Source organism: Streptomyces sp. NBC_00273 (assembly GCF_036178145.1).
Taxonomy (GTDB): Bacteria; Actinomycetota; Actinomycetes; order Streptomycetales; family Streptomycetaceae; genus Streptomyces.
On sequence record NZ_CP108067.1, the window covers coordinates 3,760,483 to 3,780,397 of the forward strand.

Annotated in this window: 20 protein-coding genes; 10 read left to right on the top strand and 10 right to left on the bottom strand. The window is 71.5% G+C overall.

Features of this window, described 5'->3' with window-relative positions:
- Window positions 1–49 precede the first annotated feature (49 nt).
- From OG386_RS15760 to OG386_RS15775, 4 genes are all read left to right on the top strand, one after another.
- Window positions 50–1,045, top strand: a complete 996-nt coding sequence (locus OG386_RS15760; RefSeq protein WP_328788689.1) for an ABC transporter ATP-binding protein — start codon at window positions 50–52, stop codon at window positions 1,043–1,045.
- A 2-nt stretch (window positions 1,046–1,047) separates the two neighbouring features.
- Window positions 1,048–1,824 carry an ABC transporter permease gene (locus OG386_RS15765; protein WP_328788690.1) on the top strand — a complete coding sequence of 259 codons (777 nt, stop codon included), beginning with the start codon at window positions 1,048–1,050 and terminating at the stop codon, window positions 1,822–1,824.
- 153 nt (window positions 1,825–1,977) lie between these two features.
- Window positions 1,978–3,111 carry an ABC transporter ATP-binding protein gene (locus tag OG386_RS15770; protein WP_328788691.1) on the top strand — a complete coding sequence of 378 codons (1,134 nt, stop codon included), beginning with the start codon at window positions 1,978–1,980 and terminating at the stop codon, window positions 3,109–3,111.
- Window positions 3,108–3,944, top strand: coding sequence for an ABC transporter permease (locus OG386_RS15775; protein ID WP_327383208.1), 837 nt, complete (start codon window positions 3,108–3,110; stop codon window positions 3,942–3,944). The genes OG386_RS15770 and OG386_RS15775 overlap by 4 nt, the downstream gene beginning before the upstream one ends.
- 26 nt (window positions 3,945–3,970) lie before the next feature.
- On the opposite strand, the gene OG386_RS15780 is transcribed toward OG386_RS15775, so the two are convergent.
- Complete coding sequence (locus tag OG386_RS15780) at window positions 3,971–4,297, bottom strand: hypothetical protein (RefSeq protein WP_030009607.1); 327 nt, start codon at window positions 4,295–4,297, stop codon at window positions 3,971–3,973.
- A 229-nt stretch (window positions 4,298–4,526) separates the two neighbouring features.
- Here OG386_RS15780 and OG386_RS15785 point away from each other — a divergent pair, with 229 nt between their 5' ends.
- Window positions 4,527–5,558 (top strand): LLM class flavin-dependent oxidoreductase, encoded by a 1,032-nt coding sequence (locus OG386_RS15785; RefSeq protein WP_328788693.1) that lies wholly within the window; start codon window positions 4,527–4,529, stop codon window positions 5,556–5,558.
- A gap of 89 nt (window positions 5,559–5,647) precedes the next feature.
- Here the strand turns inward: OG386_RS15785 and OG386_RS15790 are convergent, their stop codons facing one another.
- A complete protein-coding gene (locus OG386_RS15790; protein WP_328788694.1) occupies window positions 5,648–6,040 on the bottom strand; it encodes an SCO5389 family protein in 393 nt (130 codons plus the stop codon).
- 220 nt (window positions 6,041–6,260) lie between these two features.
- Here OG386_RS15790 and nucS point away from each other — a divergent pair, with 220 nt between their 5' ends.
- A complete protein-coding gene (nucS, locus tag OG386_RS15795) occupies window positions 6,261–6,932 on the top strand; it encodes an endonuclease NucS (RefSeq protein ID WP_328788695.1) in 672 nt (223 codons plus the stop codon).
- A 55-nt stretch (window positions 6,933–6,987) separates the two neighbouring features.
- On the opposite strand, the gene OG386_RS15800 is transcribed toward nucS, so the two are convergent.
- The 4 genes from OG386_RS15800 to OG386_RS15815 all read right to left on the bottom strand — a co-directional run bounded on the left by OG386_RS15800 (window position 6,988) and on the right by OG386_RS15815 (window position 11,713).
- Window positions 6,988–9,477 carry an ATP-binding protein gene (locus OG386_RS15800; RefSeq protein ID WP_328788696.1) on the bottom strand — a complete coding sequence of 830 codons (2,490 nt, stop codon included), beginning with the start codon at window positions 9,475–9,477 and terminating at the stop codon, window positions 6,988–6,990.
- A gap of 192 nt (window positions 9,478–9,669) precedes the next feature.
- Window positions 9,670–9,993 (bottom strand): STAS domain-containing protein, encoded by a 324-nt coding sequence (locus tag OG386_RS15805; protein ID WP_030764081.1) that lies wholly within the window; start codon window positions 9,991–9,993, stop codon window positions 9,670–9,672.
- Window positions 9,994–10,168: 175 nt separating this feature from the next.
- Window positions 10,169–11,017, bottom strand: coding sequence for a 3-hydroxyacyl-CoA dehydrogenase family protein (locus OG386_RS15810; protein ID WP_030708166.1), 849 nt, complete (start codon window positions 11,015–11,017; stop codon window positions 10,169–10,171).
- A 156-nt stretch (window positions 11,018–11,173) separates the two neighbouring features.
- Window positions 11,174–11,713 carry a hypothetical protein gene (locus OG386_RS15815; protein WP_328788697.1) on the bottom strand — a complete coding sequence of 180 codons (540 nt, stop codon included), beginning with the start codon at window positions 11,711–11,713 and terminating at the stop codon, window positions 11,174–11,176.
- 106 nt (window positions 11,714–11,819) lie between these two features.
- Here OG386_RS15815 and OG386_RS15820 point away from each other — a divergent pair, with 106 nt between their 5' ends.
- Window positions 11,820–12,392: a cob(I)yrinic acid a,c-diamide adenosyltransferase gene (locus OG386_RS15820; RefSeq protein ID WP_030011212.1), complete on the top strand. Its 573-nt coding sequence runs from the start codon at window positions 11,820–11,822 to the stop codon at window positions 12,390–12,392.
- Window positions 12,393–12,571: 179 nt separating this feature from the next.
- On the opposite strand, the gene OG386_RS15825 is transcribed toward OG386_RS15820, so the two are convergent.
- Window positions 12,572–13,780 carry an IS701 family transposase gene (locus tag OG386_RS15825; protein ID WP_328788698.1) on the bottom strand — a complete coding sequence of 403 codons (1,209 nt, stop codon included), beginning with the start codon at window positions 13,778–13,780 and terminating at the stop codon, window positions 12,572–12,574.
- Between the two features lie 220 nt (window positions 13,781–14,000).
- A complete protein-coding gene (locus OG386_RS15830) occupies window positions 14,001–14,579 on the bottom strand; it encodes a hypothetical protein (RefSeq protein ID WP_328788699.1) in 579 nt (192 codons plus the stop codon).
- A gap of 164 nt (window positions 14,580–14,743) precedes the next feature.
- Between OG386_RS15830 and OG386_RS15835 the strand changes: the two genes are divergently transcribed.
- From OG386_RS15835 to OG386_RS15845, 3 genes are all read left to right on the top strand, one after another.
- The gene (locus OG386_RS15835) at window positions 14,744–15,928 is read left to right on the top strand and encodes a sensor histidine kinase (RefSeq protein WP_328788700.1); all 1,185 of its coding nucleotides are present in this window, start codon (window positions 14,744–14,746) and stop codon (window positions 15,926–15,928) included.
- Window positions 15,925–16,578: a response regulator transcription factor gene (locus tag OG386_RS15840; RefSeq protein ID WP_328788701.1), complete on the top strand. Its 654-nt coding sequence runs from the start codon at window positions 15,925–15,927 to the stop codon at window positions 16,576–16,578. The genes OG386_RS15835 and OG386_RS15840 overlap by 4 nt, the downstream gene beginning before the upstream one ends.
- Window positions 16,579–16,750: 172 nt before the next feature.
- Complete coding sequence (locus OG386_RS15845) at window positions 16,751–18,604, top strand: glycoside hydrolase family 18 chitinase (RefSeq protein WP_328788702.1); 1,854 nt, start codon at window positions 16,751–16,753, stop codon at window positions 18,602–18,604.
- A gap of 187 nt (window positions 18,605–18,791) precedes the next feature.
- Here OG386_RS15845 and OG386_RS15850 read toward each other — a convergent pair whose 3' ends face one another.
- Together OG386_RS15850 and OG386_RS15855 are read right to left on the bottom strand one after the other, a co-directional pair.
- Entirely contained in the window at window positions 18,792–19,238 is a 447-nt protein-coding gene (locus OG386_RS15850) for a DUF2550 domain-containing protein (protein ID WP_030008702.1), read from the bottom strand.
- A gap of 190 nt (window positions 19,239–19,428) precedes the next feature.
- Window positions 19,429–19,800: a F0F1 ATP synthase subunit epsilon gene (locus tag OG386_RS15855; protein WP_030720897.1), complete on the bottom strand. Its 372-nt coding sequence runs from the start codon at window positions 19,798–19,800 to the stop codon at window positions 19,429–19,431.
- Window positions 19,801–19,915: the final 115 nt, after the last annotated feature.

Genomic DNA, 19,915 nt, shown 5'->3' on the forward strand with positions numbered 1-19,915 from the left:
TCACCCTTTTGAGGTGGCGTAGGGCCCTCGGGCGTTCTAGCGTGGCCGCATGATCGAGCTTGAGGGCCTTACGAAACGATTCGGCACGACGACCGCCGTGGACCACCTCAGCTTCCAGATCCGACCAGGGGTGGTGACCGGCTTCCTCGGCCCCAACGGCGCGGGCAAGTCCACGACCATGCGCATGATGCTCGACCTCGACAACCCGACCAGCGGCACGGTCCGGGTGTACGGGAAGCACTACCGCGACCTTTCGGAACCTTTGAAGCACGTCGGGGCGCTGCTGGACGCGAAGGCCATGCACGGTGGCCGAAGTGCATACAACAACCTTCTCTGCCTGGCCCAGTCGAACCGCATCCCGCGACAGCGGGTCGACGAAGTACTGGATCTGGTCGGCCTGACGGCCGTGGCGAAGAAGAAGTCCAAAGGATTTTCGCTCGGAATGCGCCAACGGCTGGGAATCGCCTCTGCATTGCTGGGCGACCCGGAAATCCTGATGTTCGACGAGCCGGTCAACGGCCTGGACCCCGAGGGAATTCTCTGGATCCGCAATCTGATGAAGGGCCTGGCGGCAGAGGGTAGGACGATCTTCGTCTCCTCCCACCTGATGAGCGAAATGGCGCTGACCGCAGACCATTTGGTCGTCATCGGACAGGGAAAGCTGCTGGCAGACCTGCCGATGGCCGATTTCATCCAGCAGAACTCGCGCAGCTACGTCCGGCTGCGCACGCCGCAGCAGGAGCGGCTGAAGGACGTCCTGCACGAGGCCGGGATCAACGCCGTCAGCGTTCCCGCCACCGGCACCCTGGAGATCGACGGCGCGAGTGCGGAGCAGCTCGGCGAGCTGGCCGCCCAGCACCAGATCGTGCTCCACGAACTCAGCCCGCAACGGGCTTCACTGGAGGAAGCGTTCATGCGCATGACGGCGGACTCCGTCGAGTACCACGCCCACGCACCGGGCATGGCTGCCGACAACCCGGCCCGGCCGGCCGACGTCCCCGCCTGGGGCGCCGGCTTCCAGGCGACGCGCAAGGCCGGTGAGTGAGCATGGCCTTCACCGCCGTCCTCCAGTCCGAGTGGACCAAGATCCGCACGGTCGCCTCCACCCTCTGGACGCTCGCGCTGGCCCTGATCGTCACCGCCGGCTTCGGCGCCCTGATCTCCACCGCGGTCGCAGCAGCCTTCGACGACATGAACCAGATCGAACGGGCCACCTTCGACCCCACCCTGGTGAGCTTCACCGGCATGCAGTTCGGTCAGCTGGCGATGATCGTCTTCGGCGTGCTGGTGGTCAGCACCGAATACAGCACGAGCATGATCCGCACCTCACTGGCCGCCGTACCCGCCCGCGGGAGCTTCCTGTTCGGCAAGCTCACCGTGGCCACGGCGCTGGCCCTGCTGGTCGGGCTACTGACCAGCTTCGTGTCGTTCTTCCTCAGCCAGGCGATCCTGGGCGACCACGGCACCGGTCTCGGCGGGGAGCACGTCCTGCGCGCGGTCGCCGGCGCCGGCGTGTACATGGCGCTCCTCGCCCTGTTCTCCATGGGTGTCGCCGCCATGTTGCGCAGCTCGGTCGCCTCGATCAGCATCCTGATCCCGTTCTTCCTGATCGTCACGACCGCCCTCAACGCCTTCGAGGCGACCCGCACGTACGGCCAGTACCTGCCCACTGCGGCCGGATCGAAGATCATGCAGGTCGTCCCGGACGCCATGGGCAGCGCGGAAGCCCCGTACGGGCCGTGGGGCGGGCTCGGGATCATGCTCTTGTGGGTGGCCGCCGCGGTATTCGGGGGCTACCTCGTCCTCAAGAAGAGGGACGCCTGACGGCCGGCCCCCTGCTGAAGTACTACGGGTGATGCCCGGGTCGGTCTCAGGGGCAGCTCAGGGATCCGGCCCGGGACGGAACCGCAGGAACCTCGTTATCCTCTTAATCCTTACGCGGGCGAAAGTCGTCCCGGCCTGGTAAGGGGCAGCAAGATGATCGAGGCAGTCGGCCTGACCAAGCGCTTCGGCGCCAAGACCGCCGTCGACCAGCTGTCCTTCCAGGTCAAGCCGGGTCACGTCACCGGATTCCTGGGGCCCAACGGCTCCGGGAAGTCCACCACCATGCGCATGATCGTCGGCCTGGACCGGCCCACGTCCGGTCACGTCACGATCAACGGCCGCCCCTTCCGGGAGCTGCCGAACGCCCAGCGGCACGTCGGGGCCCTGCTCGACGCCAAGGCCGTGCACGGCGGCCGCCGGGCCCGCACCCACCTGCTGTCCATCGCCCAGCTCTCCGGGATCCCGGAGAAGCGGGTGGACGAGGTGCTGGCCGTGGTCGGCCTCCAGGACGCCGCCAGGCAGCGCACGAAGGGCTTCTCGCTCGGCATGGGCCAGCGCCTCGGCATCGCCACCGCCCTGCTCGGCGACCCGCAGGTGCTCCTGTTCGACGAGCCGGTCAACGGGCTCGACCCCGAGGGCATCCTCTGGGTCCGCAACCTCATGCGCCGCCTCGCCTCCGAGGGCCGCACCGTCTTCGTCTCGTCGCACCTGATGAGCGAGATGGCACTGACCGCCGACCACCTGATCGTGATCGGTCGGGGGCGGCTACTGGCCGACATGGGTACCCAGGAGTTCATCGCGCACAACTCGGCCGGATTCGCTCGGGTGCGCACGGCCGACACTGATCCTGATGGCTGGGACACGCTGGGTACGGCCCTCGTCAAGGCGGGCGGCCGGGTCCTCCAGGAGCCCGACGGAGCACTGCGCGTGACCGGCCTGGAGCTACCGCGCATCTCCGACCTCGCGCACGAGGTCGGCGTACGGCTGTGGGAGCTGTCACCGCACCGGGCTTCGCTGGAGGAGGCGTACATGCGGATGACCCAGTCCACCGTCGAGTACACCTCCACCGATGACCCGCGGGCCGAGCTGTGGGAACCCGAGCCGCTCTCCGTCCCGGCCTGGGAGGAGGAGGCGGAGGCGGCGGCCCCCGAGGTCCCGCAGACCGGCTTCTTCGCGCCCCCGCCGCCCGGGGCCGGCGGGCAGCCCTTCCTGATGCCCAGCAAGCCGGGCGAGCTCGCGAGCGCCGCCCGGGACACGACCGCGCACACCCCCGAGGACACCCGATGACCCCGACGACCACGACGGCGGAGCAGCCCGGGAGCTACAGCTCCCCCCTCGCCACGCCGCGGCCGCACCTGGGGCACGCCATGGCCTCGGAGTGGACCAAGCTGATCTCCCTCCGCTCCACCCTGTGGACGCTGGGCTCGCTCGTGCTGACCGTGGTCGGCGTCGGCCTGACCGTCGTCGCGCAGACCGCGGACGGTGACTACACGGACATCAACTTCACCACGCCCGCCCTCTTCGGCCTGCTGGTCGGCCAGCTCGCGGTGATCGTCCTCGGGGTGCTGACCATCAGCTCGGAGCACGGCACCGGGCTGGTGCGGACCACGTTCACGGCGGCCCCGGACCGGTACCGGGTGCTCACCGCGAAGTACCTCGTCTTCAGCATGGCGGCCTTCGCCACCACCGCGTTGTCGGTCTTCGTGGTCGGGATCACCGCGGCGGTCGTGCGCGGCGGCACCGCCTCCGGCCCGCACGCGGCCGGCGAGTGGTTCGGGGCGCTGCTCGGCTGCGGCTACGTCACCCTGCTCGGCGTGCTCGCGCTCGCCATCGGCTCGCTCGTGCGGCACTCCGCCGGGGGGATCGCCGTCATGCTGGGCCTGGTCACGCTGCCGCCGGTGATAGGGGCCATGCTCTCCGTCTGGGAGGCCGTCGCGCCCGCCGGCCGGACGATCCTGCAGCACAACGTGCCGGTGGCGCTGATGACGCTGTTCGGCCTGCCGGGCGGCGGCGACCTGGGCCCGGATCCGAGCAGCCTCTCGCACGTGACGCTCATCGTGCTGGTCACCGGCAGCGCGGTGGCCGCCTCGTACGCGTGCGTCGGCCGCCGGGACGTCTAGGCCGTCCCTGATCGGATCCTGCCGGGTCAGTACCGCGGTGCGTTGCGGGACCGCTGCACCTTCGAGGTGCGGCGGTCCTTCGCGTTCCAGCAGGCCTTGTGCCAGTGCCGGCGGTCGTCCACGCCGCCGTATTCGGGCCAGGCCACCAGGTGCGGGGTGCCGGAGGGGATCTCCTGGTCGCAGCCGGGGCAGCGGTAGCGCTTGCCCGCCGCGCTCGCGCCGGCCACGTGCCGGACCTTCCAGTCCTCGCCCTGGTACTCCTCCGTGCGCTCCAGCCCGTAGCGGTCGAGGCCGGTGCTGGGGCGTTCGTCCGGGGTCTCGCCGCCCCTGGGGCGGTTGTTGCGCGGTGACACGTATACCTCACGGATGGGCGGACGGCAGTGACTTTCTCCCAGACTACGCGCAGCGAGGCCGGGTACCCGCAGGGTTGCTGAGGAAGGCGGGGGCGCGAAGAGGAATGGCCCGACAATCCCAATAACTTTCGTGTCAGCCCGTGCCTTTGGCACGTGTCAGACGTTGTTGCCATAGGAAGAACCGGTCCACCTGGGGGAGGCCGCGTCAGCCGCGAGGAGGATAAAGGCGATGCGCGTAGGAGCGTTTGTACTGGCGGCCCAGTTCCCGGGCCAGGGGCAGGGAGAGGCACTGCACCGGGCGGTGCGGACCGCCGAGGTGGCCGAGGAGGCCGGGCTCGACTCGGTCTGGCTCGCCGAGCACCACTTCGTCCCGTACGGGGTCTGCCCCTCGGCGGTGACCCTGGCGGCCCTGCTGCTGGGCCGGACCCGGCGGCTGCGGGTGGGCACGGCGGTGAGCGTGCTGCCGAGCACGCACCCGGTGGCGCTCGGGGAGCAGGCGGCCCTGCTGCACATGACCGCGGGCGGCCGGTTCACCCTCGGGGTGGGCCGCGGCGGGCCGTGGGTCGACCTGGAGGTGTTCGGGGGCGGCCTGGACCGTTACGAGAACGGCTTCCCGGAGGCCCTGGACCTGCTGCGGCGCTGGCTGACGGAGGCGCGGGTGGGCGCTGCCGGCGAGCGGTACGGGTTCCGCGAGGTGGCCGTCGTACCGCGGCCCTCGGAGGCTCTGGACGGGGACGCGGCGGGGCCCGAGGTCATCGTGGCCTGCACCTCGCCGGCGTCGGTGCGGATGGCCGCGGAGCGGGGGCTGCCGATGCTCCTCGGAATGCACTGCGGGGACGACACCAAGGCCGAGATGGTCGCGCTGTGGCGCAGCACGGCGCTGGCGGCGGGCCACTCGCGCGCGCACGTGGCGGACGCGGGGCACGTCTCCGCCGGGGTCTGCCAGATCGCGGACCGTACGGCGGACGCGCGCGAGACCCTGCTGAAGGCGATGCCGGGCTGGCTCAAGCAGGGCCTCGACGCGCATGTGACGGTGGACGGTCGGGCGCGCGCGATGCGGGATCCGGTCGCCTACACGGAACTGTTGTGCGACCTGCACCCGGTGGGTACCCCGCAGGTGGCGGCGGACCGGCTGGCGGCCACGTCGGCACGGACGGGCATCACGCGCTTCGCCCTCCTGACGGAGGGCTCGGGCGATCTTGCCGCGACGGAGGAGAACGTACGCCGGCTCGGCGTCGAGGTCCTTCCCCGCCTCGGCTGAGAGCTACCGGCCCCGTCTGGGCCGTTTCCTTCGGATCACGCCCGGGCGGCATGATCCGAAAGAGGCGGCCTGGACACGGCCGGCAGGGCCTAGCAGTCGCGCAGCTCGGGCGACTGGTTGAGCAGCTGACCGCGGATCGAAGTGAACTTGGCCAGCCGCTCGTCCACCGAGGGATCCAGCGGGAACACCGCCACCCGGTGACAGTTCTGGAATGCCAGGCGCACTCCGAAGTGCCGCTGCAGCGCACCGCGTATCGCGTCACTCGCGAGGGCGCGCAGCAGCTGCCCCCGCGCCTGCTCGTCCGGCGGCGGCGTCTGGTTGTCGGCGAACTCTCCGCCGTCCACCTTCAGCTGAGCCACCAGCGAGCTGATCATCTCCCAGGCGAAGGGCAGGGAGGTCCGGACGCAGTCGACGAAAGCGGCTTCGTCGACCTCGCCTCGCTCGGCCTGTTCGAGTAGGGCCGGTGAGACGTCGAGCGACATGGGTTCTCCTCTCGCGACCCCGGCTGTTTGGGTTGCCGGAGTCTTACGGGCAGGGAAGGAGGTCGCGACGCAGAGTGCACGCTCGACAACCTCCCGCTCACCACGGTAGGCGTCCCATCGGTGACGCACCAGGAGAATGCGCATACAACGCGCCATCGGCGAAGGGGGCTTTCAGGGGCGAATCGCGTGAAGGCCTTCTCGTCGAGTAGCGTTGCCGACCATGCGTCTCGTCATTGCCCGCTGCTCCGTCGACTACGCGGGCCGGCTCACTGCCCATCTGCCCTCGGCACCCCGTCTGATCCTCGTGAAGGCCGACGGCAGTGTCTCGATCCACGCGGACGACCGAGCGTACAAACCGCTCAACTGGATGTCGCCGCCGTGCACCCTCAAGGAGGGGAGCGGCGATGAGGCCAACATCTGGACGGTCATCAACAAGGCGGGCGAGAAGCTCATCATCACCATGGAGGAAGTCCTCCACGACTCCTCCCACGAGCTCGGCACCGACCCGGGTCTCATCAAGGACGGCGTCGAGGCGCACCTCCAGGAACTCCTCGCGGACCGCATCGAAACGCTGGGCGAGGGCTACACGCTGATCCGGCGCGAGTACATGACGGCGATCGGCCCGGTGGACATCCTGTGCCGGGACGCCTCGGGCGCAACGGTGGCCGTGGAGATCAAGCGCCGCGGCGAGATCGACGGTGTCGAGCAGCTGACCCGCTACCTCGAACTCCTCAACCGGGACCCGCACCTGTCCCCGGTCCGGGGCGTCTTCGCGGCCCAGGAGATCAAGCCGCAGGCGAAGGTCCTGGCGACGGACCGCGGCATGGACTGCGTGGTCCTGGACTACGACGCGCTGCGCGGCATCGAGGACGACAAGCTCCGCCTGTTCTGATCCTGTGCTGCTCCACGCACGACGGCTCCGTCCCGAGGGACGGAGCCGTCGTCGTTCACCGGTCCGTGACCGGTGAGACGGACGTGGTCGTACCCGTCTGGGTGGTGGTCGCCGTCGGCGTGGGCTCGCCGGTCTCCGTCGGGGTGGGCGAGGGGTCCGCGGTGGTCGGCGCGGGCGAAACGGGCGTCGTCGGCGGGGACTTCGGCGGCGTCGGGGACGGGCGGCGCGACGGGGTCCGGGCGGGGCTGCGGCCCGGGGTCGGGGCGGTGCTCTGCCCGGGCGCGGAGGTCTCCGCCGGCGGGGCCGATACGGGCGGCTCCGGTGCAGGATCGTTCCCGCTGTTGACCATGGTCGTGGCGGACTCCGTGACCGCGGGGGTGGAGGACACCGCCGGTCCCTGCTCCGGCGGCGCGCTGTCCGAGGAGCTCAGCGCGAGGCTCACGACCGTGCCCAGCGTCACCACGGCCAGCGCGCCCGCGCCGGCCAGCAGCACGAGCCGGCGACGGCCGGGGGCCGGGGGCGGCGCGGTGGCGGGCCGGGGCGCGGCGGGCGGGGCGGGCTTCGGGTTCAGCGGGAAGGCGTCCTCGAAGACCTCGGACAGCGTCGTGGGCGCGTCCGAGCGGCCGGTCACCGGAACGACGGGGGTCATCCGGGTCACCGCCTCGGCGGACACCGGAACGACGGGGGCGACCCGGGCCCCGGGGGCCACGGGGGCCACCTTGGTCGTGGGCGCCTCGGAGGCCACCGGGGCCGCCTTGGAGACCGGGGCCGCCTTGGGCACGGGGGCGGCCTTGGGCGCCGCCGCGGCCGGCGTGGCCACCGTCACGGCCTCCCCGGCCGCGGCGGCGGCTCCCGGCGCCTCCAGTCGCAGCGGGGGTGACGCGGCCGCCCTTGCCGTCTCCCCGTCGACGACGAGCGCCAGCGCCCGCCGCCCCGCGACCGTGCCCCGCTTGTCGGCCAGGGCGCCCCGCAGCCCGATCGAGGTCTCCAGCTCGGCCCGCGCCCGGTCCAGGCGTTCCTCGCACAGGGCCAGCACCCCGAGCTCGTGGTGGAAGTACGCCTGCTCGGCGACCTCTCCGGCCTTGCGCGCGGCCTCTGCTCCCGAGCGCAGCACCCGCTCCCAGGCCTCCCAGTGCAGCGAGGCCGCGAACGCCGGAGCCGCCGTGCGCGCCAACAGCACCGCCGCGACCACGTCCGCACCGGCCAGCGCCGCCAGCACCGCGTCCGCCTCCGCGGCGACCCGCTCCGGGACCACCGAGGCGTGCCCGGTCCACCAGGCGTAGTGCCGGGCGGCCGTGCGGGCCTCCTCCGGCGCGGTGTCCCCGTAGCCGACCTCCTCCAGCTGCCGCGCGACGCCCGACGCCAGCCGGTACCGCGTCCCGACGGGCGTCAGCAGCCCGCAGGCCAGCAGCTCCGCCACCGCCGTGTCGGCGTGGGTGTCCCCCACCAGCGCGGGCAGGTGCGCGTGGTGCGGGAGTTCGCCGCCGAGCGCGCACGCGATCCGCAGGGCCGCGCGCGCCGACTCGCTGACCCGCGAGGCCAGCAGCTCCGCCGGGGCGGCGCCCTCGGCGAGGGTCGGCAGCGGTACGTGCACGGCGTCGCGGGGGCGCTCCTCGAAGACGCCGGGCTCCTCCTCCTCGTCGTCCTCGGCGTGGTGGTTGAGCTCGTCGCGCTGTCGCAGCAGCGCGGCGGCCTGTACGAAGCGCAGGGGCAGCCCCTCGGAGGCGAAGCGCAGGTCCCCCGCCCAGGCGGTCTCCTCGTCCGTCAGCGGTCGTCCGACGCCCGCTTCCAGCAGTTCCAAGCAGTCGGCCTTGCCCAGTCCGCCGAGGAAGACCTCCTCGACGTGCGAGTCGTCGGAGGGGGCCCGGGTGTCGGGGGTCGCGGCCAGCAGGTAGGCGCATTCGGGGGTGGCGCGCATGAGCTCGTCGAGGGCGGTCCCGCCCATCTCCAGGTCGTCCAGGAGGACGACGGCGCCTATCTCCCGCACGCGGGCCAGGAGCTCGGCCCGTCCGGGGCGCTGCTGGTCGGCCTCGTACACGGTCGCGTAGAGGGCGTGGAGCAGTTCCCCGGACTGCTGCTGCCCGTATCCGCTGAGCCGTACGACGCCGTCGGGCGCGAGGCCCTCGCACCGGTCGGCGACCGCGTCGAGCAGTGCGCTGCGGCCGGATCCCGAGGGCCCGGTCAGGCGTACGGACCGGCCCCGGCCCAGCAGTCGCACCAGTCGCTCGCGCTCTTCCTCGCGCGCCAGCAGGGGGCGGGCGGGGGCGGCGGGGCCCGGCAGTGCGGGCGGCCGTGCGGCGGCGGCACGGGCTGCACGGGCGGCCGCGGCGCGCTTGGCGGGGCGGGCCGGCTCGGTGCCGGGGCGCAGCGGTTCGATCTCGCTGCCGTCGACCGGGTTGACGGTGAGCGCGAACCCGCCCGCGGTCAGGCTGACGACCCGTGCGGGCCCGGCCGCCGCGGGTGTCGCGGCGGCGGTGGGCGCCGCGGGCGCGGAGCCGCCCGTGGGCTGCTCGTGCTGTTCGGTCTGCCCGTGTGTACGGTCCATGACCCAGTCCCCCGATCGCGGGCCGCGCGCCTCGCCGTCGTACCGCCCGGCCTTCGCGCACCCGCTGTCGCCACCGGTCCGGTTTCCGCCCGAACCCTAGACCGTGGCCGGTCGTGCGGGAAACCGCAGGGGTGCGATCACCACCGGACCGTTACGTTTCCGCAGGGAATGCGGAGGTCAGCGGCCCGCCGGTCAGACGCGGGGCAGGGACTCGGCTTCCAGGCCGCCCTCGATCGCGAGGATCCGGTGCAGCCGGGTCGCGACGAGCAGCCGCTGCATCTGCGGCGGCACGCCGCGCAGGACCAGGCGCCGGCCGGTCCGGCCGGCCCGGCGGTGCGCTCCCATGATCACGCCGAGGCCGGTCGCGTCCCAGGAGTCGAGCCCGGTGAGGTCGAGCACGAGATCGCCCTGGCCGTCGTCGAGGGCGGAGTGGAGGGCCGTACGGGCGTCCGCCGCGCTGCGCACGTCGAGGCGACCCCCGACAGCGAGTTCGGCGTGGTCGCCCCTGATGTGCATGTGTACTCCCGGCGGTACTGCGTACGTATGGTCCGACTGGTCCGTGGTCGGCAACTCTCACTGCAACTGACTGCCGCACGGGCAGGGAAGTTGCCGACCGTGAGCGAACCGATACCTAATTCACCCTGAGGGGTGACGGCATTCGAACGGTGTTGCTCCGTGGCAGGGCCAGGCCTCAGTGCTTGTAGAAGCCCTGGCCGCTCTTGCGGCCGATGTCCCCTGCGTCCACCATCCGGCGCATGAGCTCCGGCGGGGCGAACTTCTCGTCCTGGGACTCGGTGTAGATGTTGCTGGTGGCGTGCAGCAGGATGTCGACGCCCGTGAGGTCGGCGGTGGCCAGGGGGCCCATCGCGTGACCGAAGCCGAGCTTGCAGGCGATGTCGATGTCCTCGGCGGAGGCCACGCCCGACTCGTACAGCTTGGCGGCCTCGACGACCAGCGCGGAGATCAGACGGGTCGTCACGAAGCCGGCGACGTCGCGGTTGACGACGATGCAGGTCTTGCCGACGGACTCGGCGAACGCCCGGGTGGTGGCGAGGGTCTCGTCGCTCGTCTTGTAGCCGCGCACGAGCTCGCACAGCTGCATCATCGGGACGGGCGAGAAGAAGTGGGCGCCGACGACCCGCTCCGGACGCTCCGTCACGGCCGCGATCTTCGTGATCGGGATGGCGGAGGTGTTGGAGGCGAGGATGGCGTCCTCGCGGACGATCTTGTCCAGGGCGCGGAAGATCTCGTGCTTGATCTCGATCTTCTCGAAGGCCGCCTCCACCACGATGTCGACGTCGGCGACCGCGTCGAGGTCCGTGGTGGTGGTGATGCGCGCGAGCGCCGCCTCGGCGTCCTCGGCCGTCAGCTTCCCCTTGGAGACGAACTTGTCGTAGGAGGCCTTGATTCCGTCCGTGCCACGGGTCAGCGCGGCGTCGGTGACGTCACGGAGCACGACGTCCCAACCCGCCTGAGCGGAGACCTGCGCGATTCCGGAACCCATGAGTCCGGCACCGATGACGGCGAGCTTCCCAGCCACTACACACCCCTCGTTTCCCTACGGCACAGTCACGTAGTCACTCCGGCGGAGACTAGCGCCCGGGCGGTGCGGTGTGACCGTGAAGTAACACGCGTCACGTCTCAGATGACGGACATCACACCGGGACGGCCCAGCAGCCCTGCCCCGCCGTCCAGTTCATGTGACGTGGGTCCCGGCGTACCGATCGGCCAGTGCGCGCAGCCGCCGCAGCTCCCGGCGGGCGGCGCCCGGGCGGCCGAGTTCGACGGCCATGGCGCCGCGGCCCACGAGGTAGTGCGCGTCGGCCCTGGCCTGCGCGTCCGCCTGCGGCAGCGCGCAGATCTTCCGTTGCAGGAGGCGGAGCCGCTGGAGGAGGTCGCGGGTCGCGGCCGGGGGCGCGTGCCCCGGCCCGTGCTCCGCGCGCAGCATGTCCTTCGCGTAGTCCCAGACCCGCGCGTCGTGTTCGGCGGCGCCCGGTTCGCCCGGATGGTGCGGGTGCCCGGCCCAGGGAGCGGCGTGCTCGCGCAGCTGGTCGATCCGGTCCAGGGCCTCCTCCAGGCGCCCGGCGGCCACGGCCGCGCGCCCGGCCCCGGCACACTCGGCCGGTTCCGCGAGGTGGTCCGGGCCCGGTGCGTGCCGGGTCGCGAGGAAGCCCGCCAGGAGGTCGATCTGCTGTGCGGCCTCGGCGAGCCGCCAGATGTAGTACGCGTCGGCCATGTGGCCACTCCCCCGTTCCCGGGGCTCCCGCGGCCCCACCGGACCGTACGCGGGCAGCGGCGACCTCGCCCGGAATTTCCCCGGCGGGCCCGTCTACCCTGGCCGCATGGTGAACCTCACGCGCATCTACACCCGTACCGGCGACAAGGGCACGACCGCCCTGGGCGACATGAGCCGCACCGCCAAGACCGACCTGCGGATCTCCGCGTACGCCGACGCCAACGAGGCCAACGCGGCCATCGGGACGGCGATCGCGCTCGGCGGGCTGTCGGCGGACGTGGTGAAGGTCCTGGTCCGCGTGCAGAACGACCTGTTCGACGTCGGCGCGGACCTGTGCACCCCGGTGGTCGAGAACCCGGAGTACCCGCCGCTGCGCGTGGAGCAGTTCTACGTGGACAAGCTGGAGGCGGACTGCGACCTCTTCCTCGAGCAGGTGGAGAAGCTGCGCAGCTTCATCCTCCCCGGCGGCACCCCCGGCGCGGCCCTGCTCCACCAGGCTTGCACCGTGGTCCGGCGCGCCGAGCGTTCGACCTGGGCGGCGCTGGAGGTGCACGGCGAGGTGATGAACCCGCTGACCGCCACCTACCTGAACCGACTGTCCGACCTCCTGTTCATCCTGGCCCGGGTGGCCAACAAGGAGGTCGGGGACGTGCTGTGGGTGCCGGGCGGCGAGCGCTGAGCGGATGTCCGGCCGGGCACCCCGGGCTCACGGCCCGGGGTGACCGGCCCGACCGGGCCTAGTAGGGCTTTGTTAGGTGCTGTCGTAGGGCTGCCATGGGGTGGGTTGTCGGCAGGTGGGGCATGTGCCGGTCCAGGTGGCGATGAGGTGTTGGAGGAGGTCCAGGGCCTGGTAGAGGGTCAGGCCCTGGCAGGGGCTTTTGGGCAGGTCCGCTGTTCGGTGAGGAACAGGTGGGCGGCGGTGACGAGGGTGACGTGGTGGTGCCAGCCGGTGAACGAGCGGCCCTCGAAGTGGTCCAGGCCCAGAGCGGTCTTGAGCTCGCGGTAGTCGTGCTCGATCCGCCAGCGTGACTTCGCCAGGCGGACAAGGTCCTTGGCCGGGATGTCGGCGGGCAGGTTCGAGATCCAGTACTTCACCGGCTCCGCTTCGCCGTCGGGCCACTGGGCGATCAACCAGGCGAGGGGGATCGTTCCGTCGGCGGCGGGTTTGGGCCGACGGCCCGCGAGGCGGACTCGCAGGAGCACGAAGTGCGAGCTCATTGCCGCTTTCGATCCCTTGCGCCAGGTCAGCGTGCGTCCCGCCCGTCGGCCGGCGGCCAGCACGTGGTCGCGTAAGGAGAGGGGCCGGGTGCGGTAGCGGGGCAGCGGCCTGGGCCCCAGCCCGCCGTATGCGGGCTGGTGTGGTTCGGCCTCCTCGCCGTGGGCGGTCATCTCCGCTTTCACCTGCAGGACGTAGGCCAGTCCCCGGTCTTCGAGGCCGTGGCGGAAGTCCGCGTTCGCGCCGTAGCCGGAGTCCGCAACCAGTGCGGCGGGCCGCAGACCGATGCCGTCGAGTTCATCGAGCATGTCCAGCGCGAGCTGCCGCTTGGGGCGGTGGTGCTCGGTATCGGGAATCTTGCAGGCTCGCCTGCGGGCCTCGGCTTCCGGGCTGTCCCAGCTCGCAGGTAGGAACAGGCGCCAGGACAGCGGGCAGGAGGCCATGTCCGTGGCGGCGTGGACACTGACGCCGATCTGACAGTTGCCGACCTTGCCCAGGGTGCCCGAGTACTGGCGGGCCACCCCGGGCGAGGCGGTGCCGTCCTTGGGGAACCCGGTGTCGTCCACGACCCAGACCTCGGGCTGCACCGCGGCCACGGCCCGCCATGCGAGCCGGGCTCTCACGTCCTCGACCGGCCAGCTCGAGGACGTCATGAACTGCTGCAACCGCTGGTGATCGATACCGAGGCGTTCGGCCATCGGCTGCATCGACTTCCGCCGGCCGTCCAGCAACAGCCCCCGCACATACAGCAAGCCCTTCTCACGCTGGTCCCGCCGCACCAGCGGCGCGAACACCTCGGAGACGAACTCCTCCAACCGGACCCGAACCGCAGCAAGCTCCCCAGCCCTCATACCAACCAGCGAACTACCAGACACCCAACGTGACAAGACCAGCTAACAAAGCACTACTAGGTCCTGTCGTCAAAGTGGCGTCGGCCGAGTCCGCGGCGTCCGGTGCCGTGCATCGCAAGGCGGAGGGGCGCCCGTGTACTGGACGTACTCGGGTGCCCCGACAACGCGGCCAGGTGCGGTGCCGGGCGTCGCGGGCCCGACGGGACTTTGACGACAGGGCCTAGTGCTCGGACCGGGCGAGGTCGCGTTCTTCGGCGGCGTCCGGGACGGCCGGTGCCTTGCTCGGCCAGATCGTGTACGCCGCGGCGACCAGGGCGTGGATCCCGACCGCCCGCAGGGCGCCGAACTGCCAGCCCTGCAGCGAGCTGACGTCGCCCGCGTCGCCCACGTACCAGATCGCCGCCTGGAGCAGGCCGAGGGCAACGGCTGCGCCGAGGACGGTGCGGGCCCACAGCTTCCACTCGTGGACGGCCCGCGCCCTTCCGTAGCCGGCGCCGGCCGGCTTGGGCCCGCCGGCCAGGCGGTACGCGGCGTGCCCGTCGAGCCACTTGATCGTGTAATGGCCGTAGGCCACGGTGTAGCCGATGTAGAGCGCGGCGAGACCGTGCTTCCAGTCCGGTTCCGCGCCGTTCTTGAGGTCGACCGTGGTGACGACCAGCAGGATCAGCTCCATCAGCGGCTCGCACAGCAGGACCGCCGCGCCCAGCCTGGGCATCTTCGCGAGGTAGCGCAGGGCCAGGCCGGCGGCCAGCAGTACCCAGAAGCCGACCTCGCAGGCGATGATCAGCGCGACGATCATGGGACTCTCCGTCCGCTCGGGTTCTCCGTTCCCTTCTAGGCTCCCGTCCGGCCGGACCCGATACGTCGTCTGCACTGACCATGTGGGCCTGCATCGTTCGATGTACCCGTACCTCGGCCTCTGCGCCGAGGTACGGAGGCCCGCGCACCCTGTTGGATGGGACCGTGACCCAGAAGAGCCCTCGCCCCCACCGTGACGACGTCCTCTTGGCAGTGGTCAGCACGGCCGCGGGCCTGGCCTTCTGGTCGCTCGGCGTCTACAGCAGCCCCGGCCGGGGCTTCCTGCCGGCCTGGGCGGCCCTGGTGCCGCTCGTGGCCCTCGGCGCGATGGAGCTGCTGCGCCGCACCAGGCCGAACCTGACCCTGGCCGTCGGCACCGTCGGGGTGATCGCCGACCAGTTCACGGTCGGTAGCCTCGCCACCGTCGTGATCTTCACCGACCTGATGTACGCCGCCGTCGTGTACGGAAAGCCGGCCACGGCCCGGCGACTCCTGGTCGGCACCGGCCTGGTCACCATCGTGGTCACCCTCGCTTCGCTGGCCTGGCTGCGCACCCCGCAGGCCCTGCTGCTGGGCGCGATCACCGGCATCGTGAGCTTCGGCCCGGCCCTGACCGGCGCCACCCTGCGCAACCACCGCGAGGCCGCCGAAGCGGCCCGGCTGCGTGCCGAGCAGACCGCGCGGTTGGCCGAGATGGACCGCAGCCAGGCCGTGGCCGCCGAGCGCGCCCGGATGGCCCGGGAACTGCACGACATGGTGGCCAACCACCTCTCCGCCATCGCCATCCACTCCACCGCCGCGCTCTCCATCGACACCGCCGCGACCAGCCGGGACGCGCTCGGGGTGATCCGCGAGAACAGCGTGCAGGGGCTGGCCGAAATGCGCCGACTGATCGGGCTGCTGCGGGACGCCGGCGGCGACAAGGAACCCGTCGCGGTTCCCTCGCTGGACGGCCTCGACGCCCTGATCGAGCAGGCCGGAACCAACGGCTCGGCGAGCGGGCTGACGTTCGTACTGCACGACGAGCGGCCCTCCGGGGAGCCGGCGGCGGCGCCCGTGGAGCTGGCGGCGTACCGGATCGTCCAGGAGTCGCTGACCAATGCCCTCAAGCACGCCGCCCCGGGCACCGTCACGGTCCGCGTGGCGCACGCCGACGGACTGCTGACCGTGGTGGTGGACTCGCCCTACGGGAACCGCCCCGGGCCCCGCGCGCCCGGCTCGGGCGCAGGGCTGATCGGCATGCGGGAGCGGGCGGAGCTGCTGGGCGGGGAGTTCACGGCGGGGCGGTCCGGTGCGGTGTGGCAGGTACGGGCGACACTGCCCGCGGAGGAGAAGGCGGTGGAGGAATGACCGTTCGGGTGGTGGTGGCGGAAGATCAGGGCGCGGTCCGGGCCGGGCTGGTGCTCATCCTGCGCAGCGCGGGCGACGTGGAGGTGGTGGGCGAGGCGGGCGACGGCGAGGAAGCGGTGCGCCTGGCCCGGGAGCTACGGCCGGATCTCGTCCTCATGGACGTGCAGATGCCTCGGCTCGACGGGGTGTCCGCGACCCGTCAGGTGGTCTCGGAGGGCCTGGCCGACGTCCTGGTGCTGACCACCTTCGACCTCGACGAGTACGTCTTCGGGGCGCTGCGGGCGGGGGCCGCGGGCTTCCTGCTGAAGAACGCGGACGCCGCGGAGCTGATCGAGGCGGTACGGACCGTCGCGCGCGGGGAGGGCCTGATCGCCCCGGCGGTGACCAGGCGGCTGATCGCGGAGTTCGCGGCGCCCCGCCCGGCGCGGCCCGCCCCGGCGCCGGAGCGGGCCGCGGCGGTCGCCTCCCTCACCCGGCGGGAGCGGGAGGTGCTGAGCGCGCTGGGCGAGGGCCTGTCGAACGCGGAGATCGCGGCGCGGCTGGAGATGGCGGAGGCGACGGCCAAGACGCACGTCAGCAGGCTGCTCGGCAAGCTGGAGTTGCGCAGCAGACTCCAAGCGGCAGTACTGGCACAGGAGTTGGGGATATAGGCGCGCAGCGGCGCACCGGTCTGGACCTCTTGACGGTTGGTCCAGACCTTTCTACGCTCGCCGCAACACTGTGGTGAGCGTGCCATGACAAAGCGTGCTCACGGGCGGCGCAGGTCCCACCCCCATGTCGTAGTCGGCCCCACGACCGCGACGGACCTACGGAGGATCACCCTTGAGCACAGCATCCCCACCCCGCACCAGGCGCACCCGGCTCTTCCACCGCGTCGCGGCGATCGTGGCCGCGCTCGCCCTGCCCGTCACCGGCCTCGTCGCACTGGCCGGACCGGCCCAGGCAGCCGCCTCCGCGACGGCGACGTACACCAAGGTCTCCGACTGGGGCTCCGGCTTCGAGGGCAAGTGGGTGGTGAAGAACACCGGCACCACCACCCTCAGCAGCTGGACCGTGGAGTGGGACTACCCGGCGGGCACCTCGGTCACCTCCGCCTGGGACGCCACCGTCACCGGCTCGGGCACCCACTGGACCGCCAAGAACCTCGGCTGGAACGGCAGCCTCGCCCCCGGCGCGAGCGCCAGCTTCGGCTTCAACGGCGCCGGCGGCGGCGCCCCGAGCGGGTGCAAGATCAACGGCGCCTCCTGCGACGGCGGCACCCAGCCCGGCGACGCTCCCCCCACCGCTCCCGGCACCCCCACCGCGAGCAACGTCGCCGACACCTCGCTCACCTTGACCTGGACGCCGGCCACCGACGACAAGGGCGTCAAGAACTACGACGTCTACCGGGGCTCCGCCAAGATCGCCACGGTCACCGGGACCAGCTACGCCGACTCCGGCCTGACCAAGGGAACGACGTACACGTACAGCGTCACCGCCCGCGACACCATCGACCAGACGGGCCCCTCCTCCGGCTCCACCACGGTCACCACGACCGGCGGGGTCATCCCCCCGGACCCGGGCGGCAAGGTCAAGCTCGGCTACTTCACCAACTGGGGCGTCTACGGCCGCAACTACCACGTGAAGAACCTGGTCACCTCCGGCACCGCGGGCAAGATCACCCACATCAACTACGCCTTCGGCAACGTCCAGAACGGCCAGTGCACCATCGGTGACGCCTACGCCGACTACGACAAGGCCTACACCGCCGACCAGAGCGTCGACGGCGTCGCCGACACCTGGGACCAGCCGCTGCGCGGCAACTTCAACCAGCTGCGCAAGCTGAAGAAGGCCTACCCGAACATCAAGATCCTGTGGTCCTTCGGCGGCTGGACCTGGTCCGGCGGCTTCCCGCAGGCCGCCGCCAACCCGACGGCCTTCGCCCAGTCCTGCTACAACCTGGTCGAGGACCCCCGCTGGGCCGACGTCTTCGACGGCATCGACCTGGACTGGGAGTACCCGAACGCCTGCGGCCTATCCTGCGACACCAGCGGAGCGGCCGCCTTCAAGAACCTGATGCAGGCGACCCGGGCCAAGTTCGGCGCGAACAACCTGGTCACCGCGGCCATCACCGCCGACGCCTCCGACAGCGGCAAGATCGACGCGGCCGACTACGGCGGCGCCGCCCAGTACGTCGACTTCTACAACGTGATGACCTACGACTTCTTCGGCGCCTGGGCCGCCCAGGGCCCGACAGCCCCGCACTCCCCGCTCACCTCCTACGCGGGCATCCCGCAGGCCGGCTTCAACTCGGCCGACGCCATCGCCAAGCTCAAGGCCAAGGGCGTCGCCGGCGCCAAGCTCAACCTCGGCATCGGCTTCTACGGCCGCGGCTGGACCGGAGTGACCCAGGCGGCCCCCGGCGGCACCGCCACCGGGCCCGCGCCGGGCACGTACGAGCAGGGCATCGAGGACTACAAGGTGCTCAAGACCAGCTGCCCGGCCACCGGCACCGTCGCCGGCACGGCCTACGCCAAGTGCGGCAGCAACTGGTGGAGCTACGACACCCCCGCCACGATCGCCGGGAAGATGACCTGGGCCAAGCAGCAGGGCCTCAAGGGAGCCTTCTTCTGGGAGTTCAGCGGCGACACCGCGAACGGTGAACTCGCGAACGCGATCCACACCGGGCTGCAGTAAGGACCGAAGCCGGGGAGACGGGTCCGCCCCCGTCTCCCCGGCTTCTCAACGTCCTGCCTGGGCCACATTCACCCGCCCCCAGACTCCGTCCGGGGGGACCCCCGGACAACGGGCAAGGATCTTCAGGCCACATTCACCCGCCCCCAGACTTCGTCCGGGGGGACCCCCGGACAACGGGCAAGGATCTTCAGGCCACATTCACCCGTTGCCCGGGAGGCGCCGCCTCCAGCCATGCGAGGAAGCCGGTCAGCGCGTCCTCGCTCATCGCCAGCTCCAGGCGGGTCCCCCGGTGGAGACAGCCGAGCACGACGGCGTCGGAGAGCAGGGCCAGCTCCTCCTCGCCCTCCGGCGCACGGCGGGCGACGACCTCGATGGAGGACCGCTCCAGCAGCCGGCGCGGGCGCGGGGAGTACGAGAACACCCGGAACCACTCGATCCGGTCACCGCTGTAGCGCGCGACCCCGTACACCCAGCCCTTGCCGGAGATGTCCGGCTCCTCGGACACCCCCCAGCGCATGCTGCAGTCGAAGGTGCCGCCGGACCGCTGGATGAGTCTGCGGCGCAACCCGAAGACAAACAGCCCGATCACCACCAGGATGACGACCAGGCCGCTCACAAGCAGAGCGAGGAGCATCTTCACCGACCTCCTCGCTCATCGAATACACATGAGAAACGGGGGCCCCTCCCAGACGGAGTCTGGGGGAGGACCTGCATCGCCTCAGCCGCGACCCGGTCTGGAAAATTCCAGCACGGACCGCGGCTGAGGTCTGCTGAGTCCCGGAGGTCGCCCCCTGGGACTCGAACGATCAAACTCCGACGGGCGTTCAGCCCGTTACGGCGCGCAGCCGGACATCAGCGCGACGCTCGGCGGCCGCGTCGGCCTCCGACTTCGCGCGCTCCAGTGCCCGCTCCGCACGCTGGACGTCAATCTCGTCCGCGAGCTCGGCGATCTCGGCCAGCAGGGACAGCTTGTTGTCCGCGAACGAGATGAAACCGCCGTGCACCGCGGCGACGACGGTGTTGCCGTCGCTGGTGCGGATGGTCACCGGGCCCGATTCCAGCACACCGAGAAGCGGCTGGTGACCGGGCATGACGCCGATGTCGCCGGACGTGGTGCGGGCGACAACAAGGGTGGCCTCGCCGGACCAGACATTGCGGTCCGCCGCGACCAGCTCGACGTGCAGCTCAGCAGCCAAGGTGGCTCCTCGGGTCACCACCCGGCGGGTCGGCCGGGTGTTGGGTCAAATTCTAATGGGCGTGGGGAGAGGGACGGGACACACCCGCCCCTCTCCTGCGAGACACCTGCCGGCG